The following is an 18,624-nucleotide window of genomic DNA, read 5'->3' as shown; positions in this document are numbered from 1 at the left end:
CCAGTAGTATAATAACTACTGGCTCTTGCGCTTTATAGCTCAGCTATAAAGAATAACTCAGCTATAAAAAGCTGATAGCAGATTAGTGCTCAACGCCGCCGGCACCGTGGACATGGCCGTGGTTCAGCTCATCTTCAGTAGCAGCGCGTACTTCTTGAATCTCTACATCGAAAGTCAAACGCTTACCCGCTAGAGGATGGTTAGCATCAACAGTAACTTCTTGATCGTTGACATCAGTTACCGTCACTAGCATCACTTGGCCACCCGCTTCTGACTGAAACTGCATGCCAGGCTGAATGTCATCAACGCCTTGGAAGTTATCGCGAGGTACCTTTTGTACCGCTTGCTCTTGGTATTCGCCGTAGCCATCAGCAGGCTCAACGACTGCATTGACTTTTTCGCCAGCAGATTTGCCTTCTAGTTGCTGCTCAAGGCCTGGAATGATGTTGCTATGACCATGAAGATAAGCAAGAGGTTGGCCTTCTGGCGACTGATCAAGGATATTGCCTTCATCATCTTTTAGCGTATAGTTGAATTTGACGGCGGTATCTTTTGCGATAGTAGTCATAAATTATCCTAAATTGAATATCGTTATAAAATTAAATTTGGAGGTAATAAACCTAAAAAGGTCGATCAGCTAAAGAGCCATATCAATAATCAATTATCATCAGTTTATTAAGGTAACTGTTAAAAAGAAACTGTTAATTTCACTATTAATTAGAGTAACTGTAGCAGTTAGCCTCTTTAATTGAGATGGTTATGATAACTTTCAAGGCAAAATGCATAAAAAAAGAGGATTTATCGCATATTCATGCTATTTGCGGTCTAGACTACTTTGAGTTTGAGCTATTGTTAGCTGTAGCATACGCTTTAGCCGTTGCGTTTTTGCGCAAGGACTTCTACCATAACTATAAATACTACCAAGATAATAAGCAGAGATTATGACCGCTACTACTTTTAACCATTTAACTGAAAGCTTGGACAATAAAAAAACTGCTTTGAGCGATAATACCGCTACTATTAGCTATAGCTTAGATTTTGCGCGTTTTAATGAGCATTTAGTCGATGTGACCTTGAGCTTTACGGCGACTATGGATAGCCCTGAGCTGTGGTTGCCGGCATGGATTCCAGGTAGTTATCTGATGCGTGAGTTTGCGCGTAATATTACCGCAGTCCATTATGAGATAGTAGCAAATAAGCCGACAAAATCTTATCGTGCTCAAAAAATAGATAAGCACAGCTGGCAGCTACCAGAGGTAACAGCAGGACAGGCAATAAAAGTGCAGTACGAAGTCTACTGCTATGATTTGTCCGTGCGTAGCGCTTATGTCGATCAGCAGCGTCTCTATGGTAATTTCACCTCGTTAACGGTGGCAGTAGCAGGGCAAGAGCTGTCGCCTGTACAAGTCAGTTTGTTAGTTCCAGCCGCTTTTATAGCTAACAATAATAATGGTGCCACAACTGATAGCTTTATAGATAATAATGAGACTAACCAAAGTGAAGTGGTGTTAGCTTGTGGTCTTAAAGCTAGCCATTTACAGCTAGATAATCATCACGGTTATGGCCTACAGGCAGACGATTACTATCAGCTGATTGATCATCCGTTTGAGATTGCGCTGCAGCAGTCCTTTGATTTTATTATTCAAGACGATGAGCATCAAACCTTGCCGCATAGCTTTTATCTCTCTGGCAGACACAATGCCAATATGGGGCGTCTGCAACATGATGTCACCCAGATTTGTCAGACCTATCTGAACTGGTTAGGAGATGCGCCTTTTAATGACTATACCTTTATGACTTACGCCAGCGGCCAAGATTATGGTGGCCTTGAGCATATTAATTCAACGAGCTTGATTACGCCGCGTAACGATCTGCCAAGTGGTGATGAGCCAGTATTGCCAAGCCCTGATTATCAGCGCTTTTTAGGTCTATGTAGCCACGAGTACTTTCATGCGTGGTGGGTGAAGACGGTGCGCCCTGATGTGATGATGGAGGTGGATTTACGCCGTGAAGCTTTCACCCCGCTTCTTTGGGTGTTTGAGGGTTTTACCTCTTATATTGATGATTTTATGCTACAAGCCTCAGGCGTCATCGATAAGCCAAGTTACCTTAAGCTATTGGCGGAGCAGATCAACCGCTATTATCAAACCGATGGCCGCGCCAATCAAAGTGTTGCCGAATCGAGCTTTGATGCTTGGATCAAGCTCTATCGAAGTGATGAAAATACTGGTAATGCTGGTATTAGTTACTACAATAAAGGCGCTTTAGTCGCGCTGTGTTTGGATCTAACGCTGCAACAAAAAACGAATGGCCGCTATCGTTTATTTGATGTCGTCAAAGCCTTTTATGAGCAAGCCAAACAAAACAACAAACAGCGTATCGGTATCAGTAGCGCCGATATGGGAGCAGTGATTAGTGAGTTTATGTCACAGGCGGAGTGGCAGGATTTTGAGCAGCGCTATATCAATGGGGTCGAAGAGTTACCTATTAAGACGTTGCTAAGCGCGAATGGTATCAGCTGGCATGAGAACGAGATAGAAACGGCGGATAAAAACATCCCTTGGGGCATGCGCTGTAGCGAGGCGGCTACAGGGCTAAAAGTGAATCGTGTGCAGCGCGGTAGCATTGCGGCAACAGCTGGTATCTCAGCCAATGATATCATCGTCGCCATTGACGGTATCAAGGCTACCAGTAAGCAATTAGGGCTATTTAGTCCTCTGAATCAACCGGTGAGCTGTCATCTGTTCCGCCGCGACGAGCTCATGACGATGACGATACTGCCAAAACAAAGCGCCGATACTGCTATTCAGGGTCAACAAGCACAAGGTCAACAAGTATTTCCGCACAAGATAAGCTTGACGCTAGTCAATACAGATAGCGCTGAACAAGAGGCTGACAAGACAGCTTCGGCTTGGCTGGATGTTTTATCGGACTAATCGTTTTTGGTTTTTAATAACAAATAAGACTTTTACTCATAGTAAAAGTCTTATCATCGATCTGGAGGTTTTTGGCATTACGGTTTTAATGTCGGTTAGTAAGTCATAGCTTTATGCCTTAGTAGCTAACCGCTATCTGCTTACCAGTGGTCTTGTTGTCTTTGCTTGTTATTCTTGCTCGTCGTGTTTGATAGTATCGCCATGTTCTTCTGGCTCTAGACTCTCTACCGATTCTGGTACTGGGGCATTGTTGGCAAGCCAGTCTTCTAATATCTGTATAATACGCGGCTGATCTCTAGTGATCTGTACCGCCAGTCGGCGCATCTCCACATCAGTACCATATCTAAGCTGTACTTGCGCAAGTTGTAATATGGCTTGCTGATGAGCAAGCATTCCGCGCGCAAAAGCTAAATCTGCGGCAGGAGACTCCGTACCCATTCTGATGTTATAGTTCATAGAAGCTACAATGTCGGCATAGTCGAGCTGCATGGCTTCAGTATTGGGCTTAGGATTAGGGATATCAGGGTGGCTGGCTAGCCATTTGTTACTGATATCAATCTTTTGCTGCTGAGATTCGATGATCTCTTGAGCCAGTAGTTTGAGCTCGTTGTCTGTTCCATATTTGAGCTGCAGCTCCGCCATACTGATAGCGCCGCGATGCAAAGCAAGGATGGTTTTGGCAAAAGCGGTATCTGGATCGTTATAAACTATGCCTATCATGATCTCATTATTCATTCTAGTCATTGCCTTAGTATAGTCCTCCGTCATCTGCTCGCTATTGACCATACTCTCGTCTGTTTCATCCGCTACTATTACTTCATCAGTATCATCTTGAGTCGCCGAGTTTTGCGTGACTATCGGGGTATCCGTGGTCTCGGCTGTTGTTTCGCTAGGGTCAGAGGCAGGCTGACAAGCACTTAGGGCAAACCCTACCACAACGCTGATGAGAGAAGCGCTAAAACGCGATGACAGTATCATAGTAATCCTTAACATAAGCCGGCGGGATCAAACGTAACCATAGAAAACGGTAGTTAAATACTAGCAGATTTAACAGATAAATCTAGAGAGTTTGAGAGAGCGATTTCATAATGATTAAGGTATTTGTGGCAACCTTGATAAAACTACTATTTTCTTAACAGAATAACGGCCTGTTAGTCATTAATCCCTAACTGCTGACAGCGTTCAGTATTGAGATGAATCCGTACAAACTCTCCACTCGCCAATGACCCTAAGTCAAAACCGGCTACCGACCAGCGGATAAGGCGTAAGCAAGGTAGATCCACATGTGCGGTCATTCGTCTGACTTGTCGATTTTTGCCCTCATAGATCGTCAGCATCAGCCACGAAGTCGGAACGTTTTTGCGCTCGCGTATCGGTGGATCGCGTTGCCACAATTCAATAGGTAGCTCGTCTTCTGCGACCATTTTTGCTGTCGCAGGTAGCGTCATACCGTCTTTTAGTAAGACACCGTTTGTCAACTTATCGAGCTGCTCTTGGCTCGCTTCTCCTTCCACTTGCACTAGATAAGTTTTACCTTGTTTATATTTATCTTTATTAAAATTTTTTTGACTAGGCGGCTGGGTAATGGCTTTATTGACACGGCCATCACTAGTCAGAATTAACAGACCCTCTGAGGTGGCATCTAAGCGGCCGGCGACGCGCAGTGACTTATCGGTGAAATACTGCGATAGGGTAATATGGTTATTATTACTGTCATCACGAAACTGACTTTGTACCCCATAAGGTTTGTTAAAAAGCACTAAGCTTGAGGTGGCCATGAGAGGAGTGTTCCTAATTAAAGATTAGAGATAGTCATACTATCAATCTTTGCCATAAAAAACACCTCAACAGTATTATACCATTGAGGTGTGGCTATCATTTAAGCGTTCTATATTGCTCAACTAGCGTTATAGCGACTTATTAATCACTATTATAATGAAGCAATAGCTTCGTTAAATAGCTTACTCGGACGCATGGCCTCTTCAGCTAGTTTTTCATCAGCTAAGTAGTAGCCTTTGATATCTACAGGCTTGCCTTGTGCTTCATTCATCTCTTCAACAATCGCTTGTTCATTATTTTCAAGCTGCTCAGCTAGAGGTGCAAACTGAGCTTTTAGCTCCGCATCTTGATCTTGCGCTGCAAGCTCCTCAGCCCAGTACTTAGCTAAGTAGAAGTGGCTACCACGGTTATCAAGCTCACCAGTTTTGCGTGATGGCGATTTGTCGTTTAGTAGTAGTTTTTCAGTCGCTTTATCCAATGAGTCTGCTAGTATTTTCGCTTTAGCATTATCATCATTTTTGGCTAAGTGCTCTAAAGATTCAGTCAAGGCTAAGAACTCACCTAATGAATCCCAGCGTAGATGGTTTTCCTCAACCAGCTGCTGCACGTGCTTAGGAGCAGAGCCCCCTGCGCCGGTCTCAAACAAGCCGCCACCTTTCATGAGCGGTACTACCGAGAGCATCTTGGCACTAGTACCAAGCTCGAGGATAGGGAACAAATCAGTCAGGTAATCTCGCAGGATATTACCAGTAGCTGAGATAGTATCGAGACCGCGAGCGACACGCTCTAAAGTGTAACGCATGGCACGAACTTGCGACATAATTTCGATATGCAGACCGTCGGTATCATGATCTTTTAGGTACATATTGACCTTTTTGATCAGCTCATTTTCGTGTGGACGGTATGGGTCTAACCAAAAGATAACCGGCGTATCTGACTCACGTGCGCGGCGCACAGCAAGCTTAACCCAGTCTTGGATTGGCTCATCCTTGGTCTGACACATGCGCCAAATATCACCCTTCTCAACATACTGCTCCATGAGCACTTCATCAGTTTCTTCGTCAACAATACGAGCGGTACCTGAATCGGCGGCTTCAAAAGTTTTGTCGTGCGAGCCGTACTCTTCTGCTTTTTGCGCCATAAGGCCAACGTTTGGTACTGTGCCCATCGTAGTAGGATCAAAGTTGCCATGCCACTTACAGAAGTTGATCATCTCTTGGTAGATGCGTGCAAAAGTAGATTCAGGCATCACGGCTTTACAATCATACATTTTGCCATCCGCGCCCCACATCTTACCGCCTGAGCGGATCATCGCTGGCATAGACGCGTCAACAATCACATCGCTAGGTGAGTGAAAGTTAGTGATACCTTTATTAGAGTCGACCATCGCCAGACGAGGACGATGCACTTGGCAGGCATGTAAGTCGCGCTCAATCTCTTCTTGTAGAGAGGTTGGCAGCTCTTTGATTTTGTCGTAAAGTGATGCCATACCGTTATTGACGTTGATGCCTAACTCATCAAAGAGCGCACCATGTTTTTGAAAAGCGTCTTTATAATAAGTCCTGACCGCATGACCGAAGACGATTGGATGCGAGACTTTCATCATCGTCGCTTTGACGTGTAATGAGAATAAGATACCAGCTTCGCGGCAGTCTTCCATTTCACGCTCATAAAACTCAAGCAGCGCCTCTTTACTCATAAACATAAGGTCAATGACTTCTTTATCTTGCAAAGCTAGACCCTTTTTGAAGACATGAACCGTACCATCGTCAGTAACACGCTCCATACGTACAGTGCGCGCTTTATCTAAAGTCATCGATTGCTCACCGGCGTAGAAATCACCACCATGCATGTGTGAGACGTGCGTCTGTGACCACTGCTTCCATTCGCCCATCGAGTGCGGATGTTTACGCGCGTAGTTTTTGACCGCTTTTGGCGCGCGGCGATCGGAGTTACCTTCACGCAGTACAGGGTTGACTGAGCTACCTAAAGCCTTGCCATAACGACGGCGAATCTCTTCTTCTTCCTCTGTCTCTGCCTCATCTGGAAAATCAGGTAACGCGTAGCCTTTACCTTGTAGCTCTTTGATAGCAGCTTTTAGCTGACCAACAGAGGCACTGATATTTGGTAGCTTAATGATATTAGCGTTTGGATCTTGCGTGAGACGGCCTAGCTCCGCTAAGTTATCAGGAACACGCTGCTCCTCGTCAAGATAGTCAGGAAACTCAGCTAAGATACGCGCGGCAACAGAGATGTCACTCATCTCTACTTCGACGCCTGCGGTTTTAGTGAAGGCTTCAACGATAGGCAAAAATGATAGGGTGGCTAGCGCTGGGGCTTCGTCGGTTTTTGTATATATAATTTTTGACATTGTAATCTCTTATTCCTTTTGGTTGTCATTAAGCGTTTGATTCTTATAAAAATAAAAGCTGTTTGCGAATTAAAATAAAGACAGCGGCAAACGGGTAGGGCGGTAAGTGGTTCATTTATCAAAGTGATAATACGGATAAGCTAACAATCGAAAGCAATACTCAAAGATAGTAATAAATAGCCAGTTCCAATCGATTGATCCTTCTAATTGATCCTTTTAAATGATCAGCAAGGGTCTCATTTTGAACAGCTTAAGGCTAATTTTAACATTAGCCCACAGAGAACAACAGCGACACGACTATTTTTTACCATAACGAGACTAAAATAAAACGTCTTAAGCTCATATCAGAAACTATCCATGCAAATAGTTTAAATGATGAGCTTGAAAGAGTACTACTAAGCTTAATCGTTATAAGCTCAAAGCCATTTTAAAACTACGGTATCGAGGCGATGATGTCGTTTAGAAGTTGACTTGGGCGCATGACATTTTCAGCCCGTTCTTTATCTAATAGATAGTAACCGCCGATATCAACAGCTTGACCTTGCACCTCATTGAGGTCTTTGACAATGGCGTCTTCATTATCAGTGAGGGCTTTGGCTAACGGTGTAAAGGTCTGTTTTAACTCGCTATTATCATTTTGCGCTGCTAGCGCCTCTGCCCAGTATAGCGCTAGATAAAAGTGGCTACCACGGTTATCAAGCTCGCCGGCTTTGCGTGAGGGAGATTTATTATTCATTAGTAGCTGTTCTGTCGCGGTATCTAGCGTATCTGACAGTATTTGCGCTTTATCATTGTCCTCATGAATAGCCAAATGTTCAAGCGACTCTGCTAATGCCAAAAACTCCCCTAAAGAATCCCAACGTAAATGGTTTTCCTCAACCAACTGCTGCACGTGCTTTGGCGCTGAACCACCAGCACCTGTTTCAAACAGACCGCCGCCATTCATAAGGGGCACGATAGAGAGCATTTTGGCACTGGTGCCAAGCTCTAAAATTGGGAACAGGTCAGTGAGATAATCACGCAGCACGTTACCGGTGACTGAAATGGTATCTTTGCCTGCTTTTAGGCGCTCTAAGGTAAAGCGCGTGGCTTCACGCACCGGCATGATACGGATATCTAGGCCTTCAGTATCGTGATCTTTTAGATAGCGTTCTACTTTTTTGATTAAGGCGGCATGATGCGGGCGTTTTTTATCTAACCAGAAAATAGTAGGAACTTTGCTGGCACGAGCGCGAGTGACGGCGAGCTTGACCCAGTCCTGAATCGGCGCGTCTTTGACCTGATTCATCCGCCAGATATCTTCTTTTTTGACTTGATGTTCAGTAAGTACGTTGCCAGCATCATCTAGCACTTGCACTTTACCTGAAGATGGGATTTGGAAGGTTTTGTCATGCGAGCCATATTCTTCTGCTTTTTGGGCCATCAAGCCGACATTCGGTACTGAACCCATCGTTGCCGGATCAAAAGCACCGTGCTCTTTACAGAACTTAATAGTCTCATCATAGACACAAGCGTAGCTACTATCAGGAATGACGGCTTTGGTATCATGCAGCTCATGATCAGTGCCCCACATTTTACCTGAGTTACGAATCATCGCAGGCATGGAGGCATCGACAATGACATCGCTAGGCACATGCAAGTTAGTGATGCCTTTTTCTGAATCAACCATTGCCAGACTAGGATTGTGTTTATAGATATTTGCAATATCAGCTTCGATAGCTTGGCGTTTGTCAGCAGGCAGCTCTTTTATTTTGGTGAGTAGATTACTAAAGCCATTATTGACATTGACGTCTAGCTCTTTAAAAGTATCGCCATATTTTTCAAACAGCTCTTTAAAATAAACTTTTACCGCTTCACCAAAGATAATAGGGTCAGAGACCTTCATCATGGTGGCTTTTAGATGTAAGGAAAACAACACATCTTTTGCTTTTGCGTCTTTAACTTGCTCGTTTAAGAACGCTACTAAGGCGTCGTGACGCAGTACCGCCGCATCAATCACTTCGCCTGCGAGTAGGGGCGCTGGCGCTTTTAGCTCAGTAATTTCTCCGTTATCGTTAGTAAATTCGATACGATAATCTGTCGGCTCGTCAACTGTCACTGAGGTCTCTGTATCAGCAAAGTCGCCATGATCCATAGTAGCAACGTGCGACTTCGAGTCAGGACTCCACGCGCCCATTGAGTGCGGATGACGCCTAGCGTAGGCTTTGACGGCTTTTGGCGCGCGTCGATCTGAATTACCTTCACGCAGGATCGGGTTGACCGCACTGCCTTTGATCTTATCATAACGAATACGTACGTCTTTTTCTTTATCCGTTTCTGGATGATCCGGATAGTTAGGCAAGGCGTAACCTTTATCTTGTAGCTCTTTGATAGCCGCCTTTAGCTGTGGAATAGAAGCGCTAATATTAGGCAGCTTAATAACATTGGCGCCAGGCGTTTTAACCAATTCACGTAGCTCTTGAAAAGCGCTAGGAATACGCTGTTCTTCAATCAAAAAATCGGGAAATAAAGCAATAATGCGTCCTGCTAACGAAATGTCGGCGGTTTCGACGTCGATGCCTGCGGTATTCGCAAAAGCTTTGACGATAGGTAGAAAGGAGAGGGTGGCTAGTGCCGGTGCTTCATCCGTTTTTGTATAAATTAGTTTTGACATTATAGTGGTTATTCCTTTGAGTAATTATTAATAATAAATGTGAAGTTTGGCAATTTTATATTTGGTAGTAGTATTCCGCTTTGAGTTACCTTCGGCCTTGAATTAACAGCGGCTATGCTTTTAAATAAATGATTTTAGAGTAACAAGTTGGCGGGTGGTCTCTTGAAGAATTTTGATTCTACTGAGAGTTTTTATAAAAAATCAGAATCAGTTAATGTTTTGACTGTTATAGTCAAGCTATAGCTAAGCGATAGTCAAGCCATCCAAAATCAATGATAGATGATGCATTGCGTTGATAAACTATAAATTCAAGGCGATGTCAATGTATCAAAATGAACTAGGGATAGTATAATTGCTAATATCTCATATCTTAGAATTATATTAAACTGTTAAAAGCCTTATTCTAGCAGTCATCAGTATTAAAAACATCTTTTTGCTACCTCTAGCATTGGCTGCTTCTTTATTCCTCAATGAACATCAAGGCTAACTCGCTGTTAAAAAACGCATAAAGAACAGCCGTTAGAATTTGCAAATTTTAACCGCATTCTTATCAAAGTTTGTTAGGCTAATAGTGACTTAGTACACAATAATAGTAGGTGTCATGAATTTAAAGTATGCGCTAGTAGGTGATATGAGCTGGCAAACCCAAGCGGACTGGCAAGCGCCTGACACGCCGTTTATGTCTTTTGCCTTTTGGCAGGCGCTAAGTGACACTGGTGCTATCGGTGAAAAAGCAGGCTGGCTGCCGATTTATATTAGTGTTTATGAAGATAATACGCACAGCCCTATCGCGGTAATGCCTGTCTTTGTTAAAGGTCATCACCAAGGCGAGTTTGTGTTTGATTATTCTTGGGCGCAGGCTTACGCGCATTACGGTCTGGATTACTATCCGCGTCTAGTGACGAGCGTGCCTTATACACCGATTACCGGGCAACGTCTATGGCTAGCGGCAAATCGGAGCTTAACGCCTGAAATAATACAGGCCGCCATCAAAGGAGTAGATGATATTGCTCAGCAAGTGGGGGCGTCTAGCTGGCATTGTCTCTTTGCTGAGCCTGCGCTTGCAACTATAGCTGCTTCATCAAGCCAAGAGATTGCGCAGATTATCCATGATAGCGCCAAAGAGTTGGCTAGCGAAGAGGATAGGCAGATACAAGGACAACCACCAGACTCCCCACAAAAAAATAAGCGATCTTTGCCTATCCTTGAGCGTCAGGGCTGTCAGTTTTTATGGCAAAATCAAAACCTGACTGCTGACGCTCAGCCTTTCGTTGATTTTGATGGTTTCTTAGCGACGTTAAGAGCGAAAAAACGCAAAACTATTCGTGCCGAGCGCCGTAAAGTCACTGAGCAAAATATCGTCTGTGCACGCAAATGCGGTAGCGATATTACTGATAGTGACTGGAAAGCGTTTTATCATTGTTATGTGATGACTTATGCGGTGCGCGGTCAGCAGCCTTATCTGACATTAGACTTTTTTATGGCGCTCGCTCAGAGTATGCCTGAGCACTTAATGCTGGCGCTCGCATATGACAACGACAATGAGATTATCGCTAGTAGTTTGTTTCTCTACGATAAGCCTGATAGCGAGCATTCAACGCTTTATGGGCGCTATTGGGGCGCGCTTGCCGATTATGACAGCTTGCACTTTGAGCTGTGCTATTATCAAGGCGTAGAGTTTGCTATTGAACAAGGTTTGCAGTATTTTGACCCGGGTACGCAAGGCGAGCATAAGCTAGTGCGCGGTTTTATTCCGACGACGACCCACTCGTTACATCGTATTTATGATGAGCGTTTTATTCCAGCGATTAGCAATTTTTGTATGGAGGATCGGCAACGCATGGCACAGTATCGTCAACAAGCGCATCAGGCTCTGCCGTTCAATGCTGACAATATGCCGGTCTTTGATAGTGAGCAATAATCGCCATCCCTTATACTCTCCCTTCTACCTTGCTATTGGATACTAGGGTATTGAGGGTTTTTTTTGTTTTTATATCTGTAATAATCAATAATTTTGTTAACTATGCCAAGTCACTCTTCTAACGCTCATACTCCTTCTTCAGTCTCACCGCCGGCTGCGCTATCATCTTGGCTCAATGTCGAAGGCTCATTGACCGCCGTGTTAGAGGCAAAGTCAGGTCAACCTCTGCGAGTAGAGCGCTGTTTTGAGGGCTATCGGCTACTGAGCTTAGCGCAAAAAAAGCAACTAGGCATGTCAGCAAAGCAGTACAACAGACCGATACTGGCTTGGGTGCGCGAAGCGAAACTATATGGCGATAGTGACCAGCCCTGGGTGTGGGCGCAAAGCGTTTTTCCGCTACCTAGTTTGCAAGGCTCAGCCAAGCGCTTACAACAGCTAAAAGGTACTCCCATCGGTTACGTACTCTTTAAGCGCCGCCGGACGCTACCCAATCAGCGCTTTATCTCCTATACTGAGCAAGGATGGCAGCGCCAAACCCGCTATGATTGGTACGGTAGAAGGTTATTGATTAGTGAAACTTTTTTGCCGGATTTTTTATCTCGTCTTGATGAATGCTAGGCGCTGAGCAAACTTTAGCAGTATGGGTTTAAGAACTGAGGAGGTTGTGCTTAGTAAGCTAAATTAGCAACCCATCAAAGCCTACTACTTTGGTACTTCTTTTTTCATAGTTTAAAAAACATCTCATTTACTCAGCGCAAAGTGAGTTTTTGCATTTACCTTATCTGGTTTCATGTTAAACTCAAATCACAGCAAAATTTCAGTAGGATAAGACCTGCAAGATGAATGCTGAATTATCGTCACCAAGCATGAGTTTATTTTAGGTTTATCATGAGCCAGTACTCATCGCTTACCCTTCTATTTTTAAACCCTTTTTTATCACTCTTAATAAAAATATGCTATAGGACATAACTATGTTTAAAGATATCTCTATAAAAGAATTTGACCCAAAACTTGCTGAAGCCATGGAAGCTGAAAGCCAGCGTCAAGAAAGCCATATCGAGCTTATCGCCTCAGAGAACTATTGCTCGCAAGCGGTAATGGAAGCACAAGGCTCAGATCTAACTAATAAATATGCCGAAGGTTATCCGGGTAAGCGTTACTATGGTGGCTGTGAGCACGTCGATGTCGTTGAGCAATTAGCTATTGATCGCGCCAAAGAGCTATTTGGCGCAGAATACGTCAACGTCCAGCCGCATTCAGGTAGCCAAGCCAACTCTGCAGTATTCTTAGCGTTACTTGAAGCTAACGATACGGTGCTCGGCATGAGTCTTGATGCCGGTGGTCACTTGACCCATGGCGCGCATATCAACTTCTCAGGCATTAACTACAACGCCGTACAGTATGGCTTAGTTGAAGAGACGGGCCTGATTGATTATGATGAAGTCGATCGCTTAGCGCGCGAGCATAAGCCAAAGATGATCATCGCAGGTTTCTCTGCCTATTCGCAAGTGGTTGATTGGCAGCGCTTCCGTGATATCGCTGATGAAATCGGTGCCTATTTCTTGGTCGATATGGCGCACATTGCAGGCCTTGCTGCTACTGGCGCGTATCCAAATCCAGTACCATTCGCTGATGTGGTCACTAGTACTACCCATAAAACCTTACGTGGCCCGCGCTCAGGTATCATCATGTCGCGCGACGATAAGCTTGCCAAAAAGCTTAACTCTGCCGTATTCCCAGGCAACCAAGGTGGTCCATTGATGCACGCCATCGCGGGTAAAGCGGTCTGCTTTAAAGAAGCACTCGAAGATAATTTCAAAACTTATCAAGAGCAAGTGGTCAAAAACGCCAAAGCTATGGCAGCAGTAATCATCGATCGCGGCTATGAAATCATCTCTGGCGGTACTGAAAACCATTTAATGCTCATCAGCCTTGTGAAGCAAGAGATGACGGGTAAAGAAGCGGATAAGTGGCTTGGCGATGCTTTTATCACCGTTAATAAAAACGCCGTACCTAATGATCCAAAATCGCCATTTGTGACTTCTGGTATCCGTATCGGTACGCCAGCATTAACCACTCGCGGCTTCGATGAAGCAGATGTCAAAGAAGTGGCAAACTGGATCTGTGACGTGTTGGATAGCCGCGGTGATGAAAAAGTGATCAGTGACACGCGCGAAAAAGTAAAAGCTATCTGCGCCAAAAAGCCAGTTTATGAGAAAAACCAATAGGTCTTTTTAGACGCTGCTAGACGTTTCTAAATCTATAAAAATCAACAACCGCTTGGCTTTTGGCTTAGCGGTTTTTTTATTTGTATAAATAAGGTTTGGCAATTTGTTGTAGGAATGGTCACGCCTTTACCCTTGATGGTGATATGTTGGCTTAGGCGTATAAGTAATAAGCTTGTGCTTACTCATAATATTTTCTCATTATTATCATTTATACTACGAATAATATTGATGGTGCGCGTGGCGATATCCTACGACCTAGCTTATTTAACTCAACCTAGCTTAACTGCGCTAGCCACAAATTCATAGCAAATCCGACAAACAACAACCCAGTCAAACTCATGCTGACCATAATCAGTAACGGGGACTGACTAAACTTGCGTGATAACGTCTTACCCGAAAACACCATCACACTTAGATAGCTAAAACTAATGATTTGCAGAATGATGGCCAATATAAAAAAGGATACAAAAGGATGAGGGTAGGCGGGCTCAACGAACTGCACAAAGAAGGATAAGAAAAACAAAATAGCTTTTGGATTAGTCAGGCTCAGTAACAGCGCACGATTAAAGAAGTTTTGGTGAATGGGCGCGGCTACCAGTTTGGGCTTGGCGTCCATTAACAGCGCTCTATGACGAAAGGTTTGATAGGCTCCCATGAGCAGCTTTATGCCTAAGTAAAATAAATACAAGCCGCCTATGAGTTTAATCGTAGTGAATAAAATAGGATAGAGCTTGAGTAAGCTGCCGACTCCTAAAACGGTCACTAGCATCAAGATACTATCGCCTAAGAATATGCCAGCGACCGTATGATAACCCTTACGTACGCCATGTGCCGCCGATACGGACAGGCAATATAAACTGTTTGGGCCAGGCAGTAAGATAATGAGAATGGAGCCAATAATATAAGCGCTAAGATCAGTAATACCAAACATAAAGAAACCTTTGCCACACTTAAATAAAAGCCCCAATCATACAAATACAATCGGGGCTTATTCATATCTACTTATTTTAATTTTTACTTAAAAACCTACATAAAGGGGAGCTGAGTAAATATTTGCAGTACCGTAGCGTTAACGATATCGACAAAGAATGCACCGACCATAGGGACAATCAAAAAAGCCTTGGGCGAAGCTAAGTAGCGATCGGTTACCGCCTGCATATTGGCAATGGCCGTCGGGGTGGCGCCCATACCGAAACCACAATGACCCGCAGAGAGTACAGCGGCATCGTAGTCTTTGCCCATAATTCGGAAGGTCACAAGGTAGACATAGATCACCATAATAAGCGTTTGTACTAACAAAATAATCAGTACAGGCCCGGCCAAATCAGTTAACTGCCAAAGTTTCAGTGAAAGGAGCGCCATAGCTAAGAATAGACTCAAAGAGGCGTTACCGATGACATCAATCGCCCGATCAAACATATCGAAATTAAAGACAATAGTGAGTGAGTTACGAATGATTACCCCAGCGGCTAGCGCCCAAACGAAGGTAGGCAATTGGAACCAAGTATCTTCGGCCACTGTCGTCATAATATCGGCAAAAGCTAAAGCAGCAGCAAATAGCGCTAACGACTCAATAGTGGAAGAGGCGGTAATCAGACGGATATGATCAGGTTTTTCAAAGATTTCTTTGCTGCTAAGAATCTCATCCTCATCGTGCTTGGTACTATACAGCGACTGTGAACTGGCTACCTTTTCGATATCACTAGGGTTAGGATCATCTTGGGTAGGACGAATGCCTAGCTTGCGAATGAGCTTGCGTGCGACAGGTCCACCGATGAGGCCACCTGCGACTAAGCCATAAGTGGCAACCGCAATACCTAAAGTGGTGGCACCGACTACGCCATACTCTTCTTCTAATACTACGCCCCATGCGCCTGCAGTACCATGCCCACCGGTCAATGCGATAGAGCCTGTCACTAAGCCAAGTAGCGGATCGAGTCCTAGCGCACTGGCCATAGCGACGCCAACGATATCTTGCAAAATAATAAATACCGATACCACAACTGTAAAGATAAATAACGGCGAGCCGCCCGCTTTGAGTCTGCCAAAATCGGCACTAAGGCCAATAGAAGCAAAGAACATCAGCATCGTTGCAGTTTGTAACCCTTGATGGAAGTTGAAGCTATAGCCCCAAATCAGATTGAGCGCATAAACAATCATCGCGGCGACCAAGCCACCGACCACAGGTTCTGGGATATTAAAATCCTCTAACACTTTGATCTTTTTGATTAAAAAACGCCCAAGTAATAGCACTAATGTTGCCAATATCAAGGTGTAATAACCGTTTAATGTCATTTCCATAAATGAATCCTTCTCGTAAACTTCGGTTGTAAACTCGATAATAGGACTGATTGATAATGAAGCAACACCCTATTCTTCTGATGTATCTGTTACAGCCGTTATCAGTCTTTATGTAGCAGTATAATTCATAGCTGCGGCTTGCCATACTCTTTATAGGTATGTGCAATAATTTATTTAATCTAAAAAGCTATCAATTTAAATAATAAAAAACGCCAGCGATTAGGCTGACGTTGTTTTTGGATTATACTTTAAATTAAACGATAAGTAACTAGCTAAAAGCCAGTTGAGCACTGATAAAGTGCTTGCTTAAGCAGATGTTAAGCGCGGGTCTCCCCATGACCGTAGACGATCCATTTTTGTGAGGTTAGACCTTCTAATCCAACTGGGCCACGAGCGTGAATCTTATCGGTTGAGATACCAATCTCAGCGCCAAGACCATACTCAAAGCCGTCAGCAAAGCGGCTAGAGGCGTTAATCATCACACTAGCGGAGTCGACTTCGCGGATAAAGCGCTGCGACTTACTATAATTATCAGTGATAATGACGTCAGTATGATGGCTGCCGTGAGTATTGATATGCTCAATCGCCGCGTCAAGTCCATCGATGACTTTTACCGCTAAGATAGGCGCAAGGTATTCAGTATCCCAATCCTCTTCAGTAGCTGCTGAGAGATGACCGTCAAGCTTAGCATTGTCTTTTAATATACTTTGCGCTTGCTCATCGAGACGCAGCTGCATCGCTTCATCGGCTTTGACGATAGCTTCCGCAATTTGCGGTAGCATCCCATCGGCGACGGCCTTATCGACCAATAGCGTTTCCATAGTATTACAAGTGCCATAGCGATGTGTCTTGGCATTGACGCTGACCTCTATTGCTATATCCGCTTGGGCATCACTATCGATATAAGTATGACAGTTACCATCTAAATGCTTGATGACTGGTACTTTGGCGTCTTCACTAATACGAGAGATTAAGCCTTTGCCGCCGCGTGGGACAATGACATCGACGTAATCGGTCATTGTAATCAGCTCACCGACAGCCGCGCGGTCAGTGGTTTCTAGTACTTGCACGCTGTGCTCAGAGAGACCGGCTTCACTCAAGCCTTTATGGATACATTTAGCAATGGCTTGATTGGACTCAAAAGCTTCAGAACCACCGCGCAAGATAATAGCGTTGCCAGATTTAAGCGCTAAAGAAGCGGCTTCCAAAGTCACGTTAGGACGCGATTCGTAAATCATACCAACCACACCGAGCGGCACCCGCATTTTACCTAGATGGATGCCGGAGGGGCGAAACGTCATATCAGTGACTTCCCCGATTGGATCGGGTAGGGCGGCGACGTCTTTGAGACCTTGCAGCATGCCATCGAACCTAGCATCGTTTAGCTCTAAGCGATCGAGTAGGGCGGCCTCCAAGTCATTGCTATGACCTTTATCCATATCTATTTTGTTCGCTGCTAAAATATCGGCTTTCGCGTTGACTAACTCATCATGAATGCTCATAAGTGCTGAGTTTTTATCGCCAGTATTGGCAGCCGCGAGGGTACGAGAGGCGGCGCGTGCTTGCTTACCGACCGTTTGCATATAAGCTTTTATATCTGAGGTATTCGCTTGACTCATAAATTGTTTTCCTTTTGGTTACGGATGAATCGTTATTTAGAATAAATGTTTTAGACGAGCAAAAAGGCCTAAACAGGCAAAGTCCAACTAAAGGGCTGTAAAGAATATCGTTAATAAGGGCTAAATCCAGTGCTTTAACAAGTGTCTTAATTATTGTTCTCACTTAGGATAAAGCGTTATGCTATTTAACATAGAGCAGATTGTGGTTAGAGTAAAGTTGAATTTGTGAACAGCGCTCATTTGCAATTTCGATTTAAGCGTTTTTAACATCGATTATGGATCATTAAAGGCTTTGTCTTACGAGTCTCTAACACAACTGTGTTGCAACTACTAAGGTAGTCATTACTAGATCTGATTATACTGAGCGTTAAATATTAGATGTATTAACAGCTTGATATGAGTGACATCTTGTAAAACTAATTAGCGAGGGAAATATGAAAAAATCGACTTATAAACTAGGGTTATGCGCAGCGGCCGCTTTTACATTAACACTTAGCGCTTGCTCTGATAAAGGCGCGGCGACTACTGAGGAGGATCCAACGCTAGATCCGCAAACGCAAGTAGAGCAAGAAGCTACCGGCGTTGATGATGTTGCGCAAGTGACTGAAGGCGTCAATAGTGCAGATATCTCTGATGATCCCATGGTTAATGATGACGTTGCAGTAGCGAGCGCCGATGATGACATTGCTATAGCAACGGTAGACGATGCTGATGTCCTCGATGGTTCTGAGTCTGAGGAACACGTCTCGACTTATTAAGGGTTACGGATATCGCTGCGTCATTGGCGTTACAGATAATGGAGCGCTAGGTGGCTTA

Annotated in this window: 13 protein-coding genes; 5 read left to right on the top strand and 8 right to left on the bottom strand. The window is 44.2% G+C overall.

What is annotated here, in order from left to right; all coding sequences use genetic code 11:
• Positions 1 to 82: 82 nt before the first annotated feature.
• Positions 83 to 568 carry an FKBP-type peptidyl-prolyl cis-trans isomerase gene (locus ACS8E3_RS00515; protein ID WP_025646448.1) on the bottom strand — a complete coding sequence of 162 codons (486 nt, stop codon included), beginning with the start codon at positions 566 to 568 and terminating at the stop codon, positions 83 to 85.
• A gap of 373 nt (positions 569 to 941) precedes the next feature.
• Here ACS8E3_RS00515 and ACS8E3_RS00510 point away from each other — a divergent pair, with 373 nt between their 5' ends.
• A complete protein-coding gene (locus ACS8E3_RS00510; RefSeq protein ID WP_439240110.1) occupies positions 942 to 2,936 on the top strand; it encodes a M61 family metallopeptidase in 1,995 nt (664 codons plus the stop codon).
• A 168-nt stretch (positions 2,937 to 3,104) separates the two neighbouring features.
• Here ACS8E3_RS00510 and ACS8E3_RS00505 read toward each other — a convergent pair whose 3' ends face one another.
• The 4 genes from ACS8E3_RS00505 to ACS8E3_RS00490 all read right to left on the bottom strand — a co-directional run bounded on the left by ACS8E3_RS00505 (position 3,105) and on the right by ACS8E3_RS00490 (position 9,739).
• Entirely contained in the window at positions 3,105 to 3,914 is an 810-nt protein-coding gene (locus tag ACS8E3_RS00505) for a DUF305 domain-containing protein (RefSeq protein ID WP_439240108.1), read from the bottom strand.
• Between the two features lie 173 nt (positions 3,915 to 4,087).
• Entirely contained in the window at positions 4,088 to 4,714 is a 627-nt protein-coding gene (locus ACS8E3_RS00500; RefSeq protein ID WP_439240106.1) for a pseudouridine synthase, read from the bottom strand.
• 152 nt (positions 4,715 to 4,866) lie between these two features.
• Positions 4,867 to 7,086 (bottom strand): NADP-dependent isocitrate dehydrogenase, encoded by a 2,220-nt coding sequence (locus tag ACS8E3_RS00495; RefSeq protein ID WP_439240103.1) that lies wholly within the window; start codon positions 7,084 to 7,086, stop codon positions 4,867 to 4,869.
• A 433-nt stretch (positions 7,087 to 7,519) separates the two neighbouring features.
• Positions 7,520 to 9,739, bottom strand: a complete 2,220-nt coding sequence (locus tag ACS8E3_RS00490) for an NADP-dependent isocitrate dehydrogenase (protein WP_439240101.1) — start codon at positions 9,737 to 9,739, stop codon at positions 7,520 to 7,522.
• 601 nt (positions 9,740 to 10,340) lie between these two features.
• Between ACS8E3_RS00490 and ACS8E3_RS00485 the strand changes: the two genes are divergently transcribed.
• The 3 genes from ACS8E3_RS00485 (at position 10,341) to glyA (ending at position 13,888) form a co-directional block, all read left to right on the top strand.
• Positions 10,341 to 11,660, top strand: a complete 1,320-nt coding sequence (locus ACS8E3_RS00485) for a GNAT family N-acetyltransferase (protein ID WP_439240099.1) — start codon at positions 10,341 to 10,343, stop codon at positions 11,658 to 11,660.
• A 102-nt stretch (positions 11,661 to 11,762) separates the two neighbouring features.
• Positions 11,763 to 12,278, top strand: a complete 516-nt coding sequence (locus tag ACS8E3_RS00480; RefSeq protein WP_439240097.1) for a chorismate--pyruvate lyase family protein — start codon at positions 11,763 to 11,765, stop codon at positions 12,276 to 12,278.
• 353 nt (positions 12,279 to 12,631) lie between these two features.
• Positions 12,632 to 13,888 (top strand): serine hydroxymethyltransferase, encoded by a 1,257-nt coding sequence (gene glyA / locus ACS8E3_RS00475; protein WP_439240095.1) that lies wholly within the window; start codon positions 12,632 to 12,634, stop codon positions 13,886 to 13,888.
• 274 nt (positions 13,889 to 14,162) lie between these two features.
• On the opposite strand, the gene leuE is transcribed toward glyA, so the two are convergent.
• From leuE to ACS8E3_RS00460, 3 genes are all read right to left on the bottom strand, one after another.
• The gene (leuE, locus tag ACS8E3_RS00470; protein ID WP_439240093.1) at positions 14,163 to 14,819 is read right to left on the bottom strand and encodes a leucine efflux protein LeuE; all 657 of its coding nucleotides are present in this window, start codon (positions 14,817 to 14,819) and stop codon (positions 14,163 to 14,165) included.
• 95 nt (positions 14,820 to 14,914) lie between these two features.
• Positions 14,915 to 16,189 carry a sodium/glutamate symporter gene (gene gltS, locus ACS8E3_RS00465; protein ID WP_439240091.1) on the bottom strand — a complete coding sequence of 425 codons (1,275 nt, stop codon included), beginning with the start codon at positions 16,187 to 16,189 and terminating at the stop codon, positions 14,915 to 14,917.
• 317 nt (positions 16,190 to 16,506) lie between these two features.
• Positions 16,507 to 17,808 (bottom strand): glutamate-5-semialdehyde dehydrogenase, encoded by a 1,302-nt coding sequence (locus tag ACS8E3_RS00460; RefSeq protein WP_439240089.1) that lies wholly within the window; start codon positions 17,806 to 17,808, stop codon positions 16,507 to 16,509.
• Positions 17,809 to 18,242: 434 nt separating this feature from the next.
• Here ACS8E3_RS00460 and ACS8E3_RS00455 point away from each other — a divergent pair, with 434 nt between their 5' ends.
• Positions 18,243 to 18,566: a hypothetical protein gene (locus ACS8E3_RS00455; RefSeq protein WP_439240087.1), complete on the top strand. Its 324-nt coding sequence runs from the start codon at positions 18,243 to 18,245 to the stop codon at positions 18,564 to 18,566.
• The last annotated feature ends 58 nt before the right edge of the window (positions 18,567 to 18,624 follow it).

This window comes from Psychrobacter sp. 2Y5 (assembly GCF_051847375.1).
In the GTDB taxonomy this organism is placed as follows: Bacteria; Pseudomonadota; Gammaproteobacteria; order Pseudomonadales; family Moraxellaceae; genus Psychrobacter.
Note: the sequence above shows the minus strand (reverse complement) of the source record. Positions and strands in the feature narration are given on the sequence as shown.